Origin of the sequence: Streptomyces sp. R11 (assembly GCF_041051905.1) — a bacterium.
In the GTDB taxonomy this organism is placed as follows: domain Bacteria; phylum Actinomycetota; class Actinomycetes; order Streptomycetales; family Streptomycetaceae; genus Streptomyces.
In genome coordinates, this window is the sequence record NZ_CP163432.1 from 4,056,312 (window position 1) to 4,075,407 (window position 19,096).

Genomic DNA, 19,096 nt, shown 5'->3' on the forward strand with positions numbered 1-19,096 from the left:
CCGCCGCGGATCCATTGGCCCGAAGGACAGCATTCGTTAGGATCGGGCCATGAGCCGAGAGCCGGAGTTCCGACCGCATCGCGTGGCCGTCCTCGCCCTGGACGGGCTGCTCCCGTTCGAGCTGGGCATCCCGCACCGCATCTTCGGCCGCCCCAAGGACGCCGAGGGACGGCATCTGTACGAGGTCGTCACCTGCTCGATCCGGCCACCCGGCCCCGTCAGGACGGACGCCGACTTCGACATCCAGGTGGGCAGCGGCCCGGAGGCGCTGGCCACCGCCGACACCGTGATCATCCCGGCGTCGTACGAGCTCGGCCCGGTCTTCGAGGAGGGCGTCCTCACCGACGAACTGGCCGCCGCGCTCGCCCACATCCGCCCCGGCACCCGGCTCGCCTCCATCTGCACCGGCGTCTACGTCCTCGCCGCCGCCGGCCTGCTCGACGGCCGCCCGGCCACCACGCACTGGGCCGACGCAGAGCGCTTCCAGCGACTGTTCCCGAAGATCAAGGTCGACGCGGACGTCCTGTTCATCGACGAGGGCGACGTGCTGACCTCGGCCGGCGTCGCGGCCGGGATCGACCTGTGCCTGCACATGGTCCGCCGCGACCACGGCACGGCGATCGCCAACGAGGTGGCCCGCCGCACGGTCGTACCGCCCCATCGGGACGGCGGCCAGGCCCAGTACATCCACCGCCCGGTCCCCGACCCGCAGCAGGCGTCCACGACCAACGCCCGCGCCTGGGCGCTGGGCCGCCTCCACGAGCCGATCCAGCTGCGCGACATGGCCGAGCAGGAGTCCATGTCCGTGCGGACCTTCACGCGCCGCTTCCGCGAGGAGGTCGGCGTCAGCCCCGGCCAGTGGCTCACCCAGCAACGCGTCGAACGCGCCCGGCACCTCCTGGAGTCCACCGACCTCTCGGTCGACCAGGTGGCCGCCGACGCCGGCTTCGGCACGGCCCAGTCGATGCGCCAGCACCTACAGACGGCGCTCGGCGTCACGCCCACCAACTATCGCCGCACCTTCCGCACCGGAAGCCAGACCGACGTCCAGGTCGCCGGCCGCACTTGAGCCGTCCCGCCGCGCCTCGCCCCACCAGCCGAGCGCCGTCAGGAGCAGGGTGAGCGCCACGCCGGCCACGATCGCCGTGGACGGCGTCACCACCTGGAGCAGGCCGCCCGCGAGGGAACCCGTCGCCGCGTAACCCGCACCGGCGGCCGCGTACATCACGGAGTAGCCCGCGGCCAGAGCGACCGGCATACGGGAGGCGACCGCGGTGCAGGCCCAGATCAGGACCTGCTTGGAGGCGACGTCTCGGTAGGTCATGAGATGACGGTAGGTGCCGCCGCTGACAACGCGGCAGCCGATTTCCGGGCCTGTGGAAAACGTCGTTCAGCCGGCCCCCGCAAGCGAACCGCCCCGCACAGACCGGAGCTCAGAAGGTGAGCACCCCCCGCGCCACCTTCCCCGCCTCCGCATCCGCCGCCGCCCTCTCGAACTCCTCGACCGGATACGTCTGCGTCACCAGCTCGTCCAGCAGCAGCCGCCCGTCCCGGTACAGCTCCGAGTACAGCGCGATGTCCCGCTGTGGCCTGGACGACCCGTACCGGCAGCCCAGGATGGACTTGTCGAGGTACATGGAGGACACGACGAAGGAGGCCTCGGCGCCGGCCGGCGGAACGCCCAGCAGGATTGCCTGCCCGTGCCGGTCGAGCAGGTCGACGGCCTGCCGTATGAGCTCCACCCGCCCCACGCACTCGAAGGCATGGTCCGCGCCCGTGGGCAGCAGTTCCCGCACGCCCTCCGTCGAGGTCAGGAAGTCCGTCGCCCCGAACTGCCGCGCCACCGCCTCCTTCGCCGGATTCGCGTCCACGGCGACGATCCGCAGCGCACCCGCGAGCCGCGCGCCCTGAAGGACGTTGAGGCCGATACCGCCGGTACCGATCACGAGCACGCTGTCCCCGCGGTCCACCTTCGCCCGGTTGAGCACGGCGCCCACGCCCGTCAGCACCCCGCACCCGATGAGCGCGGCCGAGGGCATGGGAATGTCCTTCGGGATACGGACCGCCTGGACGGCCTTCACCACGGTTCGTTCCGCGAAGGCGGAGTTGGACGCGAACTGGAACACCGCCTGCTCACCCCGCCGGAACGGCCGCCCCGGCCGCCCGATCGCATGCCGGCACATCGTCGGCCGCCCCCGGTCGCACTCCGCGCACGTACCGCAGTTGGCGAGCGTGGACAGAGCCACATGATCCCCGGGCTCGACATGGGTGACTCCCACACCCACCGCTTCCACGACTCCCGCGCCCTCATGGCCCAGCACCACAGGAACCGGGAAGGGTATGGTCCCGTCCACCACGGACAGATCGCTGTGGCACAGCCCGGCCGCCGAGATCGCGACCAGGACCTCGCCGGGCCCCGGTTCCCGCACCTCCAGATCGTCCACGACCTGCACCTGCTTGCCGTCGAACAGCACCCCGCGCATCAAACGACCCCCTTGGGCTCCCTGGGCAGACCGAGCACGCGCTCGGCGATGATCGTGCGCTGAACCTGATCGGACCCGCCGTAGATGGTGTCGGCCCGGGAGAAGAGGAACAGCTGCTGCGCCTCGTCGAGTTCGTACGGCGCCGAGGGCGACCACTCCCCGGGCCCGACCCCGGCAGCCGCGCCCCGCACCAGCACCGCCAGTTCCCCGAGCCGCTGATGCCAGCCACCCCACAGCAGCTTGGCCACGCTGGGCGCGCCCGCGTCCCCGGACCGCCCCAGGGTGCGCAAGGCGTTCCACCGCATCACCCGCAGCTCGGCCCACTGCCGCACAAGCCGCTCACGCACCACGGGATCCTCGACCGCCCCCGACTCCACGGCCGTCCGCACCACCTGCCCCAACTCGGCGGCGAATCCGACCTGCTGGGCCAGTGTCGACACCCCCCGCTCGAACCCGAGCAGACTCATCGCGACCCGCCAGCCACCGCCCTCGCCCCCCACGACGTGCTCCACGCGGGCGTGCGCCCCGTCGAAGAACACCTCATTGAAGTCGCTGGTCCCCGTCATCTGCCGAATGGGCCGCACCTCGATCCGCCCCGGCTGGTCCATCGGCACAAGAAGAAACGTCAGCCCGTGATGCCGACTCGATTCGGGATCCGTACGGGCCAGCACAAAACACCAGTCGGCCTCATGGGCCAGAGACGTCCAGATCTTCTGCCCGGTGACCCGGTACACCCCGTCCGGCCCGAGCTCGGCCTTGGTCCGAACCCCCGCCAGATCCGACCCGGCGCCGGGTTCGCTGTACCCCTGGCACCACAACTCGTCCCCCGCCGCGACCGCCGGCAGAAACCGCGCCTTCTGCTCCTCGGTCCCGTGCGCGACAAGCGTCGGCGCCAGAAGCTTCTCCCCGATGTGCCCGGTCCTCGGCGGCGCCCCCGACCGCGCGTACTCCTCGGCCCAGACGACCTGCTGGGTGAGGGTGGCGCTCCGGTTGCCGTATCCGCGCTCGGTCCAACCGAGCCCTATCCACCCGGCTTTGCCGAGCGTCCTTTCCCAGCTGCGACGATCCCGAGCGTCCTTGGCGTACTCATCGAGCCACGCCCGCGCTTCCGCACGAAACGCTTCGTCCTCCGCCGTGAACCCGAAGTCCATTGGGGTCTCCTCGTCATCTCCGGCATCTCCGGCATCTCCGGCATCTCCGGCCAGGAACAACGCCCCTTGTTCAGGGGAGCTCTCAGGCGTTGGGCCGCGCCCCCTCCGCCGCAGCCCGAGCCATCGCCTCCACCCGCTCCAGCATCGGCATCGGGTCCACCCCGACCGACCCCGGCAGGCACTCGGCAATCCGCTCCGGCGTCCAGCCCCCCTCGGCATACGCGGCACGCAGCTCCCGCGGCTGTGCCCATACCGCGATCTTCGGCCCGGCGACCGTGTAGACCTGCCCGGTCACCCCCTGCTCCCGAGCCCCGTCCGAGAGCAGGTAGACGACCAGCGCCGCGACGTCCTCCGGCTCCCCGATCTCCGCCAGTTCCATGGGAACCCCGGCCGACATCCGCGTACGAGCCACCGGCGCCACCGCATTGGCGGTCACCCCGTACCGGTGCAGGCCCAGCGCGGCGCTCCGCACGAGCGAGATGATCCCGCCCTTCGCGGCGCTGTAGTTGGCCTGCGACACCGACCCCTGATGGTTCCCGCTGGTGAACCCGATCAGGGTCCCGGACCGCTGCTCGCGCATGACCGCCGAAGCGGCCCGGAACACGGTGAACGTGCCCTTCAGATGAGTGGCGATCACCGGATCCCACTCCTCCTCGGTCATGTTGAACAGCATCCGTTCACGCAGGATCCCGGCGACACAGACGACCCCGTCGAGGCGTCCGTACGACGACAGCGCGACGTCGACCAGCCGCTGCCCGCCCGCCATCGTGGAGATGTCGTCGGCGACGGCGACCGCTTCCCCGCCCGCCGACTCGATCTCCTTGACCACGGCCTCGGCGACCGTGCTCGTGGGCGAGCCGCCCTCCACCGACACCCCGTAGTCGTTGACGACGACCCGCGCACCCTCGGCGGCGGCCGCGACCGCGACCGCCCGGCCGATGCCCCGCCCGGCGCCCGTGACGGCGACGACCTTGCCTGCCAAGAAGTTCCCCATGCCCCGGCCCCTTCCCGCAGTTTCTGACGGTCCGTTAGATTCGACTTGATTCTACGACCCGTCAGATACGCGGAGACAAGCCCCCGGGGAGGACTCATGTCACTACCGGACGCGTTCCACGACATCGCCAAACGCGTGAACAACTGGGGCCGTTGGGGAGCCGACGACGAGATCGGCACCTTGAACCTGATCACCGACGAGGTGGTCCGCGAGGCCGCTGCCTGCGTCCGCACGGGCCGTCGGATCCCCCTCGCACTGCCCCTCCAGCAGGACGGCGTGCAGACCGGGATGATCCCCGGACGCATCAACCCGCTGCACGCCATGGTGCAGATCAACCAGGAGATCTTCGGCCCGGGAACCGTCGCCTGCAGCGACGACGCCGTGACCATGGGCCTGCAGACCGCTACCCACTGGGACGCGCTCACCCATGTCTCGCACTCGGGCCGGCTGTACAACGGCCGTCCCGCCGACACCATCACCCCGCACGGCGGCGCCGAGTTCAGCGGCATCGACAAGGCGCGGCACATCGTCTCGCGCGGGGTACTGCTGGACGTGGCGCGCGCGCGTGGCGTCACGCGACTGGACGGGGAGCACGCGGTCACGCCGGAGGACCTGGAGGCGGCCGAGGAACTTGCGGGCACGCGCGTGCGCCGCGGCGACATCGTGCTGGTGAGGACGGGGCAGGTCCAGGTCTATCTCGCCGGCGACAAGCACGCGTACGGCTATCCGTCGCCGGGCCTGTCGATCCGTACGCCGGAGTGGTTCCACGCGCGCGATGTGGCGGCCGTCGCGAACGACACCCTCACGTTTGAGATATTTCCGCCCGAGAAAGATGATTTGTGGCTGCCCGTGCATGCGCTGGACCTGGTGGAAATGGGGATGATCCAGGGTCAGAACTGGAATCTCGAAGAGTTGTCCACAGCCTGTGGACAAGAGGCCCGCTATGCGTTCCTGCTGTCGGCGATGCCCGAACCCTTCGTCGGCGCCACGGGGACTCCGGTCGCACCCGTGGCCGTGCTCTGACGAGGTCGGCTGGCGGCGCGGCTTCCCCAATCGGCTCCACCCGAGCGGGAGGTGCCCCCATCCGCCCCGAGCACGGCACCGCGCGCCGCCATCCGACTCCGGCGTACCCGCCCCTGCCCTCCTGACCCCCGGGAGAACCGACGCCGAATCACGACCCACACTCGGCAAGGACCTCCGTCACCGAAGCCCTCGTCGTCCCCTCGCGGCGAATCGCTGACCACCAGCGTGATCAACCCAATACGCGGCGTCAACACCCAGTCGGCGATTTGTTACTTACGCCCTATTTGCAGGAGACGCGCATGGAAGCATGTCCAGGCGCACCGATGCTCCCCCCGAGCAGGAGGCACAGCGCGTTCTGCAACCGTGCACCGGATCCGGCGGAATTGCAGCCATGTGCGCCGTCACACCGCTTCGTACGCGAGCCCTTCGTAGGCCGAGGCCCCGCTCCCGTAGGCGGACGTCGCCCCCTGCGCCTTCGCGCCACGGTCCAGTTCGCACCAGATCCGCTTGCCGGCACCCTCGGAGCTCCAGCCCCACCGGTCGGCGAGGCCGTCGACGAGGGCGAGTCCACGGCCGCCCGTCGCGTCGCCGTCGACACATCGGGGCACGGGCGCACGGTCACTGCGGTCGGCCACCTCGAGCCGCACGGTGGCGCAGCCCTGCGCCGCTCCCTGCAGCGACAGCCGGAGCACGGCCGGACAACCGGTGTGCACCACGGCGTTGGTGACCAGTTCGGAGACGAGCAGGATCAGCGTCTCGGCGAGCGGCTCGTCAGCCTCTATCCCGGAACCCGCGAGCCGCGAGCGGGCCCACCGCCGGGCTCGTCCCACCTCAGCGGGATCGGGCCGGATCTCCAGCTGCACTTGAAGCACCTGCACCGCTCACACCATCCGAACCGGCGGACACATAGCCCCGCGCCTCACGAGGGCCACGATCCTAGCCATTCTTTTCATGGCCAGAACAATGGCCAAAGCCAGGGTCACGGAACGTGAATCCCTTAGCTGACAGCATGGTTGACGTACAGTCACCCCAACAAGCGCTTCGGGCATATTCCAGCGCGAAGGAGTACCCCTGCGGCATACTGTGCGACGCTTGTCGTGGGGAGTCGAACAGGCGGGGACAGAGCGCCCTCCCGCCCCGCAAGCAGCGGCGAGCACCGCCGGATCCGGGGCCGCCTCAAGGGCAACTCCGGGATGGCTCGTGCTCGGAACCACTCGCATCTCACACAAGGTACCGGAGCGGACGGCCGACTCCAGGCCGTGACGAGTCACACGTAGGACACAACCCGATATCAACGCTCCGTAATTCCGGTATGCCACAATCCGCGACACTCGCGCAGGCGCCTTCGGCGATGTCGCAGACCAGGAGCGCTTAGATCGGCTGTGCGAGGAGTTCGGCGGCCAGACTCTCCTCACTCACCGTAGTGTCGCCCGCACGGTGAGTCCGGACCCACGCACGCTTGAGATGCAGGTGGAGCTCGAACTCCCAGGTGAACCCCATGCCGCCGTGCACCTGGAGGCAGTCGCGGGCGCCGCGCACGGCGGCCTCGTCGGCGAGCAGCCGGGCGGTGTGGATGTCGGCCGGGTCGGCCGTGACGGCCGCCGCGTAGACGGCGGCACGGGCCGTCTCGGCGCGCACGAGCATCTCCGCACACAGGTGCTTGATCGCCTGGAAGGCTCCGATCGGCTGCCCGAACTGCTCACGCGTCCGGGCGTGTTGCACGGCCAGCTCGCACGCGCGTGTGGCGCCGCCCAGTTGCTCGGCCGCGGTAAGGAGGACGGCGACGGGGTCCACGGCGACGACCCCGGGGACCCGGTGCAGGGGCGTCAGCGGGTCCACCGACCGCAGGGGTGCGGCCCCCGCCGCGTCCCCCCGTACGACGTCCGCCTGCTCCAGCCACTCCACCAGCCCGTTGCCGACGGCCGCCACGACCGCCTTCCCGGTGGCCGCTCCAGGCACCGTCCCGGCCGCGAGGTGCGTCGCCACGAGGGGCCCCGGCAGCAGCGTCCGCCCTGCCTCCTCGAAGGCCAACACCGCCTCGGGCAGCCCGAGTCCGACGCCGCCTTGCGCCTGCGGCAGCCGCAGTGCGAAGAACCCGGCCGCGCCCAGCTCCCGCCACAGGGCACGGTCCAGACGGCCGGGCTCCTCGACGCCGGACCTGAGCTCCTGCGGGCCGAAGCGCCGCGCCAGCAGCTCGCGCACGCCGCCCCGCAACGCGAGCTGGTCCTCGGTCAGTTGGAAACGCATCCGTCACCGCCCCTTCGGCAGTCCGAGGATCCGCTCGGCCACGATGTTGCGCTGGATCTGCGAGGTGCCGGCGGCGATCGTGTACGACAGCGAGGACAGCCGGTCGAGCACCCATGACCGGTCCAGGTCCAGCGAGTCCGGGCCCAGTACCTCGGCCGCGGTGTCGTAGAGCTCCTGACGGGCGTGCGAATACCTCAGTTTGAAAACCGAACCCCCAACGCCGGGCACCCCACCGGTCCGCTCCGCCTCGCTCACGTTCCACTGCGTCAGCCGCCACAGCGCCCGGAACTCGGCGTTCAGCCGCCCCAGCCGCCGCCGGAGCGCCGGATCGTCCCAGCGCCCGTTCTTGCGTGCCTCGACGGCGAGTTCGCGCAGTACCCGCCGGCACGCGACGACCTCGCCGACGAAGGCCGTACCGCGCTCGAAGGAGAGGGTCACCATCGTCACGCGCCAGCCGTCGTTCTCGGCCCCGACCCGGTTGGCGACCGGCACCCGCACCTCGTCGAGGAACACCTCGGCGAACTCGGCCGACCCGGCGAGGGTCTTCAGCGGCCGCACGGTGATGCCCGGCGCGTCCATGGGCATGGCCAGCCAGCTGATGCCGCGGTGCTTGGGCGCCTCGGGGTCGGTGCGCACCAACAGCTCGCACCAGTCGGCCACTTCGGCATGGGAGGTCCAGATCTTGGACCCGCTCACCACATAGTCGTCGCCGGCCCTACGCGCGCGCGTGCGCAGTGCCGCGAGGTCGCTTCCGGCGTCCGGTTCGCTGAAGCCCTGGCACCAGACCTCGTCACCGCGCAGGATCGGCGGCAGCCAGCGGGCCCGCTGCTCGGCGGTTCCCTCGGCGGCGATGGTCGGCCCCGCGTGCAGCAGCCCGACGAACCCGGCGCCCACATAGGGCGCGCCCGCCTTCTCGGTCTCCTCCAGGAAGATCAGCCGTACGGTCGGGGAGGCGCCCCAGTGGACGTCGCCGTACCCGGCGTCGTGGAGCATGCGCTGCCAGCCGAGGTCGTAGGCGCGGCGCCCCGGCCAGTCGTCGGGGGACGGCTTCGGCGGCAGCTTGGGCAGCGCCTGGCGCAGCCACTCCCGCAACCGGGCGCGGAACTCCTCTTCCTCGGGTGTGTACGCCAGGTCCACGGACCGGTCCCCCTCCGCCGGAAGAGCACGTATCTGACGTTCCGTCAGATTCCATCACCACAGGAAGGCTAGACCCGCACCCCTGGACCGACAAGGCGGTGAGCCCTACGCTCTGCCCACGATCTGACTGACCGTCAGCTGATGCAGGGGGCTGTCATGAACGACACCGCTCACGCCCTGAGTTCCTCTCACACCCTCTGGGACCTGGTCACGGGCCGCGCCGACCGCACCCCCGACCGCCCCGCCCTCCTCCAGGAGGACCGCGAGCTGTCCTTCGGCGCCCTGCGCGCGCGTGCCGAGCGCGTGGCGGCCGGCCTCTACGACATGGGCGTACGCCCCGGCACGGTCGTCGCCTGGCAGCTGCCCACCCGTATCGAGACGGCCCTGCTGTCCTTCGCCCTGGCGCGCCTCGGTGCCGTGCAGTCGCCGGTCATCCCGTTCTACCGGGACCGCGAAGTGGGCTTCGCGCTGCGGGAGTCGAAGGCGGAGTTCTTCGCCGTGCCGGGCGAGTGGCGCGGCTTCGACCACACGGAGATGGCACGGCGACTGGGCGCGAAGGGCGTCTTCGAGGCGTACGACACCCTGCCCGACGGCGATCCCGCGGTACTGCCCCCGCCACCCGCCGAGGGCACCTCGGTGCGCTGGATCTACTGGACCTCGGGGACGACGTCCGACCCGAAGGGCGTCCTGCACACCGACCGCTCACTGATCGCGGGCGGCTCCTGCCTGGCGCACGCCCTGCGCCCCACGTCCGCCGACGTGGGCTCGATCGCCTTCCCGTACGCCCATATCGGCGGCCCGGACTACATGGTGATGCTGCTGCTGTACGGCTTCCCCGCGGTGATGTTCGAGCAGTTCGCGCTGCCGGACGCGCTGGAGGCGTATCGCCGGCACGGGGTGACGATGGCGGGCGGGTCCACGGCGTTCTACTCGATGTTCCTGACGGAGCAGCGCAAGCTCCCGGCCGGCGAGAAGGCCGTCCCCTCGCTGCGGCTGCTGGCGGGGGGCGGGGCGCCGAAGCCGCCGGAGCTGTATCACGCCGTGGTGCGTGAGATGGGGGTGCAGCTCACCCACGGTTACGGCATGACCGAGGTACCGATGATCACGATGGGGGCGCCGGACGACACGGCGCAGAACCTCGCGGCGACCGAGGGGCGGCCGCCGCGGGAGATGGAGATACGGATCGTGGACGGGGAGGTGCGGCTGCGCGGGGAGGCGGTGTGCCGGGGCTATCTGGACCCGGCGCAGACCGCCGCGGCCTTCGACGAGGAGGGGTTCCTGCGGACCGGCGACCTCGGGCGGCTGACGGACAGCGGGCATCTGGTGCTCACCGGCCGCCTCAAGGACGTGATCATCCGCAAGGGCGAGAACATCTCGGCGAAGGAGATCGAGGACCTGCTGCACCGGCATCCGGCGGTCGGGGACGTGGCGGTCATCGGCCTGCCGGACGCGGCGCGCGGGGAACGGGTGTGCGCGGTCGTGGAACAGCCGCCCGGCGCCGACGAGCTGACCCTGGAGGCGCTGACGTCGTATCTGCGCGGGGAAGGGCTGTCGACGCACAAGCTGCCGGAGCAGCTGGAGGTGGTGGACGCCCTTCCACGCAACGAGACCCTGCGCAAGGTGCTCAAGTACAAGCTCAGGGAGCGCTTCTCGAAGTCCGTCTAGATGTCACTCGGGAACGGTGAAGTAGCGGGCGAACGCGGTGACGGTCTCGTCCTCGGTCACCTTGCCGTCGCCGTCCGTGTCGAGCGTGGCGGCCGCCGCCTGGGCGACGTCCTGCGCCACACCGAGGCAGCCGAGCACGCGCGCGGTGTCGGTGACGGTGGCGGATCCGTCGCCGTCGGGGTCGGCCACGGCGAGGGCGGCGTGCAGGAAGGGGCGGGCGATCTCGGCGAACCGGTCCGGGTTGTCGCGCAGCCGCTTGACCGCGCCGTTCACGAACTCCTCGCGGGTGATGCGCTGGTCACCGTCCCGGTCCGCGATCCCGGCCATGCCCTGCCAGAACGCCTCGGCGCCGATGTAGAGCGCCTGGCCCTTGTCGGAACGGGCGGCGGTGTCGAACTCGGCGAGCACGGCCTTGGCCGCCGCGTTGAAGTCCTCGCGGTCGATGTAGCCGTTGCCGTCCTGGTCGAAGCCGGCGAACCGGGCCGCGATCCTGCGCTCGTACTCGCTGCTGACCATGTCTTATCAGGCCGCCTTACGTCATGTGGGGTGCATCTGCCACGGAGCGTACGACGCCGGGGGCCGCCCGGGCGCCGGAAAGCGGCGGTTGTGCCAAGACCGGGGGAATTTTGGGACAACGGTGTGGCACTTCCGAGGGCTTTCGGCAGGCCGACCTCAGGGAACCGGGGGCTGCTCAGGCCGACAGCGGCCGAGCGTCGTCCGCGACCGCCGCCGCCACGTCCGGGTACACCTCGAAGAGCCGGCGTACACCCAGCGCCCCCAGCACGCGGTTCACGTGCGAGCCGTCCACCGCGCCCTGCGCCGGGAGTATCAGCCGCAGGCTGCCCTGGCACGAGCGGATCAGCCGACGGGCGGCGATGAGGACGCCGACACCGCTGGAGTCGCAGAACAGGACCTCGGAGAGGTCCAGGACGAGGCTGTGGCGCCCCTCGGCCACCACGTCATGGATGTGCTGACGCATCACCGGCGAGGTCACCAGATCCAGCTCGCCCGACACCTGGAGCACAGCCCAGTCGCCTCGCTCGCCGCCGGTCACTTTCAACGTCACCACCACGCCCCTCGCTCGCCGAACCGGAAGCGATACCTACGCTTCCTTGCAGCCCGGCTGCCCAGCGGCTGTTCCCTGAAACACCGTCCGGAAAACGGTCACCGATCAGAAAAGGCTTGTTTCAATCGCATTCGATCCTGTTCGATCGAGTCTGATCGCACGATGGTCGGGTAGCCGACGAGTGCGAAGGCCGGGCGCGAGCTCCTCTATCACGAGTGCGAGGTACGTCACCAGCCATGACCGTTCAAGGGGCGCACATTGCGACAAAGGGGCGTGCGCTGTCAGACGTGCCGACTACATTCGGGGGGACGAAGGACGCACGCTGGACGGGGCGGACCGGTGAGGGGGGCCTGATGGCGAAGAAGGACGCACTGCCCCGCTGGGACCGCAAGATGCAGCAGCGTCTGGCGCGCGGCGAGGCGGCGGCCCTCGGCGAGCTCTACGACCGGTTCGCCTCGCTCGTGCACGGCCTCGCCCACACCGTGCTGGGCGACGAGCATGCCGCCGACCACATCACCCGTGATGTCTTCGCCCACGTCTGGGAGCACCCGGACAGCTACGACCCAAGGCAGGGCCCGCTGCGCTCCTGGGTCGCCACGCTGACCCACCGCCTGGCCGTGCAGCGGCTGCGCGCCACCGAGACCGCCGCCCTCGTCCAGGCCGGCCGGGGCTCCACCGAGGAGTTGGAGCGCAAGGTACGGCACGCCTCGGTCGCCGCCCGCGCCGACTACATCGTCCAGTCCATGCCCGTCCCGCTGCGCGCCGCCCTGGAGCTGGCCTACTTCCAGCGCCGCGACTACCGCCAGACCGCCACCGACCTCGGCGTCACCGAGGACGAGGCCCGCCGCCGCCTGCGCCTGGGCCTGCAACTGCTGTCCACCGCCCACGACGCGGGAGCCGCCCCCGGGGCGCCACCGGGATACGGGGGCGCGGTGTGAACGAGGCGCACGACAACTCCTCCCATGACCCCACCCCGGACAAGGATCATGAAAAGCACCAGGAGGAGAACGGCTTCGGAGAGGTCACCCGCGGAGCCGCCGGCATGAGCAGCGGCAACGGCGACGACCGGCACCCCACCCCGCAGCCGACCCCTGACCAGCCGCCCCGCATACCGCTCCCCCGCGCCTCCGTCGAGGACACCGGACGCCCTCTGCCCGCCCTGGAGGACCTCGGCGCTCCCACGCGCCCGGCCCCGCTCGTCCTCGAGCACCGCGTCCTGAAGGCACTCCTCGGCGCGTGGGCGCTGGCCGCCTGCTCGCCGGAGGAGACGGCGGCCGTGGAGGAGCACCTCGGCGACTGCGGTTCCTGCGCGGACGAGGCACGGCGGCTGCGCGAGGCCGTGGGCCTGCTGCACCCCGCCGAGAGCCTCGACCTGGACCCGGCCCTGCGCACCCGCGTCCTGCAGGGCTGCCTGGATCGCCGGCCGCCGCGCATCCCGGTGCCCGAGTGGGCGTCGCCGTACGACGCCGAGACGGCCCGCCTCGACGCCCTGCTGCAGGACTTCGGGGACGCCGAGTGGCACGCGCCCGTGCGGCTGCGGTGGTTCGAGAAGGACGAGCCGACGAGCCGCCGTACCACCGTTGCCGGCGTCATCGCCCATCTGCTGACGGTCGACGGGCTGGTGGCGCTCGCGCTGGGTCTGCAGGACCCGATGGGCGACGTCGCCGCGGACCGGCCGACCCCGTCCGGGCGCACGGAGGCGTACTGGCGGGCCTCGCACTTCCCGCCCACCCGCGCCGTGCGCGCACCCTGGCGCGAACAGACCCACGCCCTGGTCCGCACGGTGTCCTTCGCGGGCGGCGGCACCGGCAAACTGTCCGTGGCCTACGGCGACTTCGAGCTGCCGCTGCGCGACGCGATGCTGGACCGCGCCTTCGAGTGCTGGGTGCACGCGGAGGACATCGCCGACGCGGTGGACTATCCGTACGAGGCGCCGGTCGGCCGCGATCTGCACCACATGGTCGATCTGGCGGCCCGCATGCTGCCGACGGTGCTGGCCGCGCGGCGGCGGGCGGGGTTCGCGGCGCCGCCTGCCGACCGGCAGCGCCATCTCGTCCCAGCGGGAGAGCCTGGCCGTAGCCTGCGCCTGGAGATCGAGGGCTCCGGCGGTGGCGAGTGGCTGATTCCTCTGGACTCCCCGGCGGCGGTGGGCTCCGCCGAGCACGAGGTGGCCCACGTCGCTCTGGACGGGGCGGAGTTCTGCCGGCTGGCGGCGGGGCACGTGCCTCCGGCGGAAGCGGCGGCTGGGCAGGTCGGTGACCGGGAGGCGATCAGGGATGTGCTGTTCGCTGCGGCGAGCTTGAGCCGGATGTAGGGGGCGGCTGCGGTTTCGTCGGCGGCTGCGGGTAGTTCGTGGTTGCTCGCGCAGTTCCCCGCGCCCCTGAAGGCGCGTGCAGTGGACGCACCTCTTAGGGGCGCGGGGAACTGCGCGACCAGCCATCGACTGGCTGCAGCCGCCGGCGAGACAGAAGCCCCCGAGCTCCTAGGCGAACACGACCGTCCGCCGCCCGTTCAGCAAAATCCGCCGCTCCGCATGCCACTTCACGGCCCGAGCCAACGCCTGGCACTCCACATCGCGCCCGATCGCCACCAGCTGGTCCGGCGTGACGTCGTGCCCCACCCGCTCGACCTCCTGCTCGATGATCGGCCCCTCATCGAGATCCGCGGTGACGTAGTGAGCCGTGGCGCCGATCAGCTTGACGCCCCTGGCGTGAGCCTGGTGATACGGCTTCGCGCCCTTGAAACTCGGCAGGAAGGAGTGGTGGATGTTGATGATCCGCCCGCTCAGCTGCTTGCACAGGTCGTCGGAGAGGACCTGCATGTAGCGGGCCAGCACGACCAGCTCCACGCCCTCCTCGCGCACGATCTCCAGCAGCTGCGCCTCGGCCTCGGACTTGTTGTCCTTCGTCACCGGGATGTGGTGGAAGGGGATGTCGTACGACCCCACCAGCTCCGCGAAGTCCGTATGGTTGGACACCACCGCGGCGATCTCCACCGGCAGCGCGCCGATCCGCGCCCGGAACAGCAGGTCGTTCAGGCAGTGCCCGAACTTGCTGACCATCAGCACGACCCGCATCTTCTCCTCGGCCCGATGGATCTGCCAGTCCATCTGGAAGGAGTCCCCGATCGCCGCGAAGCTCGCGCGCAGCTTGTCCACCGTCACCGGCGACTCCGCCGAGAAGTGGACGCGCATGAAGAACAGTCCCGTGTCATGGTCACCGAACTGCTGGCTGTCCTCGATGTTGCAGCCGGTCATGAAGAGGTAGCTCGACACGGCGTGCACGATGCCCTGCTTGTCGGGGCACGACAGGATGAGGACGTACTGGTCGGCGGGGACCGCGGCTCGGGTGGACTGCTGGTTCATGCAGCACAGGGTCCCATATCCGGCCCCCTCGGCGGGCAGTCGTCCCGTTACGCGGACCGCTCAGCGGGCCCGGGCAGGTTCCTCACGCGGAGCGCGTCATGATCCGCAGCACCTCGAGGGTGCGCGGCGGGGCATCCGGGTCCTCGCCGTCGGCCATGGCCATCCGGACATGCGCGTCCCGCGCCGCCCGCACCGCCTCCGGCCACCCCTGGTTCTCGACGTACGCGGAGACCGCCGCGTCCGGGCCGACCTGGTGCATGATCCGCAGCACGCGCAGCACGGCGGTGTCGACGAGCGCCGCCTCCTGCGAGTCCCGGAAGATCGTGCCGACGTACTTCTCGGCGGACCAGTTGTCCAGCCAGGTGTCCTCGACGAGGCGGTACACGGCGTCGGTGACGTCGCCGTACCCGTCGACACCGGCCAGCCAGACGTCCCGCTGGAACGTCTGGTCGGAGAGCATGTGCAGCGCGGAGCGCACATTGCTGCGCCAGCGCCACCACGGCATGTCGTTGAGTGGCATGCCGCCCATGGTGGAGGAGCGACGGGCGCGACGGGAAGAGCTATCCGAACCTTGCACGGTCATCGATCGTACGTTCTCCTTCACAGCGGCCTCACCAGCCCCCGTAATTCACCTTCCGGTCACCCCGTGATAACCGAGGGTGATGCCGCGGTTTGTTGTGTGGCGGAATCGTGCGTGTCCATGACCGGCAGGCGACGCACCCGCAGCACGCTCCTCCCCACGATCACCGACCGGCCCGTCAGAGCAGCGGCTCGCTCCGCGGCTGCCGTGGTGGCGTGTGCGTCGCTCGCGGTCGGATGCGGGGTCATCCCCGGTGCCACGGGGGGCTCCGGGGATGACACGATCACGGTCATGACCTGGGCCCCGGAGGGCACCAAGGCGACCAACAAACCCGGCATGCCCGCCTTCGCGCAGGCGTACGCCCGCTGGATCAACGGCCACGGCGGCCTCGGCGGCCGCAAGCTCGAGGTCCTCACCTGCAACGACCGCAACGACAGCGTGGCCGCGGCCCGGTGCGCCGACCGTGCGGTCGAGGAGAACGTCGTCGCGGTCATCGGCTCCTACAGCCAGTTCGGCGAGACCTTCCTGCCCTCGCTGGAGAGCGCCGGAATCCCGTACATAGGCGGCTACGGCGTCACCAACGCCGAGTTCACCAGCCCGCTGTCCTACCCCGTCAACGGCGGCCAGCCCAGCCTCCTGGCGGGCCTCGGCAGGGAACTGTCCCGCTCGTGCGGCCCGGTGGCGCTGGTCCGCCCCGACAGCATCGCGGGCGACGAGCTGCCGCCGCTGCTCGACTCCGGGCTCCGGGCGGGCAGGCACCCGTCCTCGGCCGACCAACTGGCCGCGGAGGACGCCACGGAGTACGGGAGCCAGTCGGAGCGGGCGCTGGAGTACGCCACCACCGACCTGGCGGCGAAGGGCTGCGTGGTGCCCGCCCTCGGCGACCGCACCAGTACCTTCATGGACTCCTTCCGGCGCTCCCGCGAGGACTACCGCGACGTGCGCACCGCCACCGTCCTCGGCAGCGTCGACCAGACCGTGATCAACACGACCGGCGGGGCGTCGGTGTACGACGGTTCGTACATCTCCGGCTGGTACCCGGTCACGAGCGACCCGCGCTGGGACGCGATGAAGAAGGTGATCAGCGAGCAGGCCTTCGGCGACAACCGCATCGACCCCGCGGACGCCGGCGTGCAGACCACCTGGATCGCCTACACGGTGTTCAAGAAGGTCGTCGAGTCGCTGGGCGACGGCGAAGTGACCGCCAACTCCGTACGCGGGGCACTGAACAAGGGCCTGAAGGTCTCCACGGGCGGGCTCACACCGGCCCTCCAGTGGAAGTTCCAGGACGTCCTGGCCACCGTCGGCTATCCCCGTCTGGTCAACCGCAAGGTGACCCTCCAGGTCGTGCGGGACGGTCAGCTGGTGGCGGCCCGCAAGGGCTTCATCGACGTGACGAGCACGCTGCAGAACGCCGACGTGAACTGACCGCCCCGCCCTTCCGGGCGGTCGACGACCCCGCCCCCTACTACAGCTGGGTGGGCTGTCGCTCGGCCAGGCCGTACTTCTTGGCGATCGTGTTCCACAGCTGCGCGGCCGTCTTCTTCTCCGTGCTGGCGGTGCCGCTCGCGCGGTTGCCGGCCTGGGTCTGCCCGGTGGAGCGGGCCTGGCCCTTCTTGCAGAGCTGCCCCTTCTTGGCCGCCACCTGGTCCGCCCACGCCGCGTAGTGGTTGTCGGCGGACGCCGACGCCTGCCACGCCTTGTTCAGCGCGCTCGTCAGCTCGGTGTGGCTCGGGAGCTGGTCGACGGCGAGCTTGGACAGGTCGGTGACCAGCTGGTTGCGCTGCTTGGCCGCGCCCCGCAGGTCCGTGGCGGCCTGAGGGAGGTTGCTGCAGGACTTCACGTCGGCCACCGCGTTGATCACGGCGGTACGGCTGTCGCCGCTGTCGGCCAGCAGCTTGTCCAGGGCGACCGCCTGCTGCTCGGCCGGATCGTCGGACGGCGACGCCGAACCCTCGGTCGCCGGGGCCGTGGCGGAGACGGGCTTGTTGTCGTCGCCCTTCGGATCGTCCCCGCCCCCGCCGGCGAGCATCGCGCCCGCACCGATGCCGAGGACGGCGATCCCGATGCCGACGGCCGCGATGAGCGGCACCTTGGATCCCGTACGGCCGCCACCGCGGCCTCCGCGGCCGACGTCGTCGGTGCCCGGGCCGGACGGGCCGGGCGGGAAGTACCCCGACCCGTGCCGGCCCTGTGGCTGCGGTTGGGGATGCTGGATACGCGGCATCTGCTGGGTGGCACCGGCCGGGGCCGCACCGGCCGGCTCGCTGCGGAAGAGGTTGTCGAAGTCGGACAGCGGCTGCCGGCCCTGCCCCGCCTGCGGCGCCGCGCCCGGCTGACCCGTCACGGGCGGGATGAACTGCGTGGCGTCGGCATCACTCGCGGCAGCGGCCGGCAGCGGCCCGGCACCGCCCTGAGGACCGGCACCGCCGCCCTGCCGGGCCCGCCCCAGGATCTGCGTGTGCTCACTGGGCGCCTCGGGCGGCAACGCCCCGGGCCCCACCGGCGGGATGTACTGCGTCGCCCCTTCGTCGGCGGCGGGTGCGGCGACGGGAGGTATGTAACGGGTGGCCTGGTCCGCGCCCCCTGGGGCGGCGGCGACCGGCGGTATGTACTGGGTGGCGCCCTCGTCGGCCGCAGGCATCGGGGCCGCGTAGCCTCCCGAACCGGCCTGCGGGAAGGGCGCGTCGGCGCCCGGGGCTCCGTACTGCGTGCCCGGGTCACCGTGCCCGGCGGACGGCAGCGCGGCGCCCTGGCCGGGAGCGCCGTACGTCTGCGCACCGGCGGGCGGCAGCGCCCCGTGCGTGCCGTGCTGCCCCTCGGGCGGCAGCGGCGCGCTCGCGTACCCCTGACCGCCCGCGGGCGGCAGCGGCATCGACGACGGATCGCCGTGCCCGTACGGCTGCTGCGGCGCGGGCAGCTGCGACCCGGCCGGGCCGCCATGGCCGTACGACGGCGCGCCCTGCACGCCCCCGGCAGCGTCCGGCGCAGCGCCCCACTGCTGCGGGGGCGGCGACTGGTACTGCTGTTCCTGCCCGCCCCAGGACTGGTCGGGCGGGGTGCCCCAGGCCTGGCCCGGCGCGGCCGGCGGCGGAGCCGGGTGCTGGTTCTGGTCGGGTCCCCAGGGGGTGCCCCAGGCCTGCCCGCCGGGCGGTGCCGAGGGCGGGGGTGCGGTCGGCGGCGTGGCCGGTACCGACGTCGGCCGGCCGGCCTGCGCGCCCGTCATACCCGGCAGCAGCGGCTCACCACCGTCCGAGGGCAGCACGATGCCTTCGCGCGCGGGTCGCGCCGAGGGCTCCTCGCCCCGTCCACTCTGCGTCACCGGGACTCCTACTAATGGGGGACCTTGTGAATCGTCGGGTCACGCTACCGGCTCCGCCGAGCCG

General features: G+C 71.4%; 18 protein-coding genes. 6 read left to right on the top strand and 12 right to left on the bottom strand.

What is annotated here, in order from left to right:
• Positions 1–49: 49 nt before the first annotated feature.
• Positions 50–1,069, top strand: a complete 1,020-nt coding sequence (locus AB5J55_RS18440) for a GlxA family transcriptional regulator (RefSeq protein ID WP_369271739.1) — start codon at positions 50–52, stop codon at positions 1,067–1,069.
• Here the strand turns inward: AB5J55_RS18440 and AB5J55_RS18445 are convergent.
• The 4 genes from AB5J55_RS18445 to AB5J55_RS18460 form a co-directional block, all read right to left on the bottom strand.
• Positions 977–1,324, bottom strand: coding sequence for a hypothetical protein (locus AB5J55_RS18445; protein ID WP_369271740.1), 348 nt, complete (start codon positions 1,322–1,324; stop codon positions 977–979). The genes AB5J55_RS18440 and AB5J55_RS18445 overlap by 93 nt on opposite strands.
• A 109-nt stretch (positions 1,325–1,433) precedes the next feature.
• Positions 1,434–2,483 (bottom strand): Zn-dependent alcohol dehydrogenase, encoded by a 1,050-nt coding sequence (locus tag AB5J55_RS18450; RefSeq protein WP_369271741.1) that lies wholly within the window; start codon positions 2,481–2,483, stop codon positions 1,434–1,436.
• Positions 2,483–3,634: an acyl-CoA dehydrogenase family protein gene (locus tag AB5J55_RS18455; protein ID WP_369271742.1), complete on the bottom strand. Its 1,152-nt coding sequence runs from the start codon at positions 3,632–3,634 to the stop codon at positions 2,483–2,485. Before AB5J55_RS18455 ends, AB5J55_RS18450 begins: the two co-directional genes overlap by 1 nt.
• Before the next feature lie 82 nt (positions 3,635–3,716).
• Positions 3,717–4,628 (bottom strand): SDR family NAD(P)-dependent oxidoreductase, encoded by a 912-nt coding sequence (locus AB5J55_RS18460; protein ID WP_369271743.1) that lies wholly within the window; start codon positions 4,626–4,628, stop codon positions 3,717–3,719.
• A gap of 96 nt (positions 4,629–4,724) precedes the next feature.
• Here AB5J55_RS18460 and AB5J55_RS18465 point away from each other — a divergent pair, with 96 nt between their 5' ends.
• Entirely contained in the window at positions 4,725–5,651 is a 927-nt protein-coding gene (locus tag AB5J55_RS18465; RefSeq protein ID WP_369271744.1) for a cyclase family protein, read from the top strand.
• Positions 5,652–6,052: 401 nt separating this feature from the next.
• Here AB5J55_RS18465 and AB5J55_RS18470 read toward each other — a convergent pair whose 3' ends face one another.
• The 3 genes from AB5J55_RS18470 to AB5J55_RS18480 all read right to left on the bottom strand — a co-directional run bounded on the left by AB5J55_RS18470 (position 6,053) and on the right by AB5J55_RS18480 (position 9,035).
• Entirely contained in the window at positions 6,053–6,529 is a 477-nt protein-coding gene (locus tag AB5J55_RS18470) for an ATP-binding protein (protein WP_369271745.1), read from the bottom strand.
• Positions 6,530–7,022: 493 nt separating this feature from the next.
• Positions 7,023–7,898 carry an acyl-CoA dehydrogenase family protein gene (locus AB5J55_RS18475; protein ID WP_369271746.1) on the bottom strand — a complete coding sequence of 292 codons (876 nt, stop codon included), beginning with the start codon at positions 7,896–7,898 and terminating at the stop codon, positions 7,023–7,025.
• A gap of 3 nt (positions 7,899–7,901) precedes the next feature.
• A complete protein-coding gene (locus AB5J55_RS18480; RefSeq protein WP_369271747.1) occupies positions 7,902–9,035 on the bottom strand; it encodes an acyl-CoA dehydrogenase family protein in 1,134 nt (377 codons plus the stop codon).
• A gap of 156 nt (positions 9,036–9,191) precedes the next feature.
• Between AB5J55_RS18480 and AB5J55_RS18485 the strand changes: the two genes are divergently transcribed.
• The gene (locus tag AB5J55_RS18485; protein ID WP_369271748.1) at positions 9,192–10,700 is read left to right on the top strand and encodes a class I adenylate-forming enzyme family protein; all 1,509 of its coding nucleotides are present in this window, start codon (positions 9,192–9,194) and stop codon (positions 10,698–10,700) included.
• A gap of 3 nt (positions 10,701–10,703) precedes the next feature.
• On the opposite strand, the gene AB5J55_RS18490 is transcribed toward AB5J55_RS18485, so the two are convergent.
• Together AB5J55_RS18490 and AB5J55_RS18495 are read right to left on the bottom strand one after the other, a co-directional pair.
• Complete coding sequence (locus AB5J55_RS18490) at positions 10,704–11,216, bottom strand: EF-hand domain-containing protein (protein ID WP_369271749.1); 513 nt, start codon at positions 11,214–11,216, stop codon at positions 10,704–10,706.
• A gap of 175 nt (positions 11,217–11,391) precedes the next feature.
• On the bottom strand, positions 11,392–11,772 hold the full coding sequence (locus AB5J55_RS18495; protein WP_328880941.1) for an STAS domain-containing protein: 381 nt from the start codon (positions 11,770–11,772) through the stop codon (positions 11,392–11,394).
• Positions 11,773–12,119: 347 nt separating this feature from the next.
• Between AB5J55_RS18495 and AB5J55_RS18500 the strand changes: the two genes are divergently transcribed.
• Positions 12,120–12,704 carry a sigma-70 family RNA polymerase sigma factor gene (locus AB5J55_RS18500; protein ID WP_369271750.1) on the top strand — a complete coding sequence of 195 codons (585 nt, stop codon included), beginning with the start codon at positions 12,120–12,122 and terminating at the stop codon, positions 12,702–12,704.
• Positions 12,705–12,808: 104 nt separating this feature from the next.
• Positions 12,809–14,080: a zf-HC2 domain-containing protein gene (locus AB5J55_RS18505; protein WP_369276226.1), complete on the top strand. Its 1,272-nt coding sequence runs from the start codon at positions 12,809–12,811 to the stop codon at positions 14,078–14,080.
• A 168-nt stretch (positions 14,081–14,248) separates the two neighbouring features.
• On the opposite strand, the gene purU is transcribed toward AB5J55_RS18505, so the two are convergent.
• Complete coding sequence (purU, locus tag AB5J55_RS18510) at positions 14,249–15,130, bottom strand: formyltetrahydrofolate deformylase (RefSeq protein ID WP_369271751.1); 882 nt, start codon at positions 15,128–15,130, stop codon at positions 14,249–14,251.
• Between the two features lie 82 nt (positions 15,131–15,212).
• Positions 15,213–15,713, bottom strand: coding sequence for a hypothetical protein (locus AB5J55_RS18515; protein ID WP_369271752.1), 501 nt, complete (start codon positions 15,711–15,713; stop codon positions 15,213–15,215).
• A 117-nt stretch (positions 15,714–15,830) separates the two neighbouring features.
• Here AB5J55_RS18515 and AB5J55_RS18520 point away from each other — a divergent pair, with 117 nt between their 5' ends.
• Positions 15,831–17,138 (top strand): ABC transporter substrate-binding protein, encoded by a 1,308-nt coding sequence (locus AB5J55_RS18520; RefSeq protein WP_369271753.1) that lies wholly within the window; start codon positions 15,831–15,833, stop codon positions 17,136–17,138.
• Between the two features lie 40 nt (positions 17,139–17,178).
• Here the strand turns inward: AB5J55_RS18520 and AB5J55_RS18525 are convergent, their stop codons facing one another.
• Positions 17,179–19,032 (bottom strand): hypothetical protein, encoded by a 1,854-nt coding sequence (locus AB5J55_RS18525; protein ID WP_369271754.1) that lies wholly within the window; start codon positions 19,030–19,032, stop codon positions 17,179–17,181.
• Positions 19,033–19,096: the final 64 nt, after the last annotated feature.

Excerpts from the sequence above, each read along its gene's own strand:
- AB5J55_RS18475 (WP_369271746.1), bottom strand. The coding sequence starts at position 7,898 with ATGCGTTTCCAACTGACCGAGGACCAGCTCGCGTTGCGGGGCGGCGTG.
- AB5J55_RS18500 (WP_369271750.1), top strand. The coding sequence starts at position 12,120 with ATGGCGAAGAAGGACGCACTGCCCCGCTGGGACCGCAAGATGCAGCAG.
- AB5J55_RS18490 (WP_369271749.1), bottom strand. The coding sequence starts at position 11,216 with ATGGTCAGCAGCGAGTACGAGCGCAGGATCGCGGCCCGGTTCGCCGGC.
- AB5J55_RS18520 (WP_369271753.1), top strand. The coding sequence starts at position 15,831 with ATGACCGGCAGGCGACGCACCCGCAGCACGCTCCTCCCCACGATCACC.
- AB5J55_RS18445 (WP_369271740.1), bottom strand. The coding sequence starts at position 1,324 with ATGACCTACCGAGACGTCGCCTCCAAGCAGGTCCTGATCTGGGCCTGC.
- AB5J55_RS18450 (WP_369271741.1), bottom strand. The coding sequence starts at position 2,483 with ATGCGCGGGGTGCTGTTCGACGGCAAGCAGGTGCAGGTCGTGGACGAT.
- AB5J55_RS18440 (WP_369271739.1), top strand. The coding sequence starts at position 50 with ATGAGCCGAGAGCCGGAGTTCCGACCGCATCGCGTGGCCGTCCTCGCC.
- AB5J55_RS18455 (WP_369271742.1), bottom strand. The coding sequence starts at position 3,634 with ATGGACTTCGGGTTCACGGCGGAGGACGAAGCGTTTCGTGCGGAAGCG.
- purU (WP_369271751.1), bottom strand. The coding sequence starts at position 15,130 with ATGAACCAGCAGTCCACCCGAGCCGCGGTCCCCGCCGACCAGTACGTC.
- AB5J55_RS18485 (WP_369271748.1), top strand. The coding sequence starts at position 9,192 with ATGAACGACACCGCTCACGCCCTGAGTTCCTCTCACACCCTCTGGGAC.
- AB5J55_RS18505 (WP_369276226.1), top strand. The coding sequence starts at position 12,809 with ATGAGCAGCGGCAACGGCGACGACCGGCACCCCACCCCGCAGCCGACC.
- AB5J55_RS18465 (WP_369271744.1), top strand. The coding sequence starts at position 4,725 with ATGTCACTACCGGACGCGTTCCACGACATCGCCAAACGCGTGAACAAC.
- AB5J55_RS18460 (WP_369271743.1), bottom strand. The coding sequence starts at position 4,628 with ATGGGGAACTTCTTGGCAGGCAAGGTCGTCGCCGTCACGGGCGCCGGG.
- AB5J55_RS18515 (WP_369271752.1), bottom strand. The coding sequence starts at position 15,713 with ATGACCGTGCAAGGTTCGGATAGCTCTTCCCGTCGCGCCCGTCGCTCC.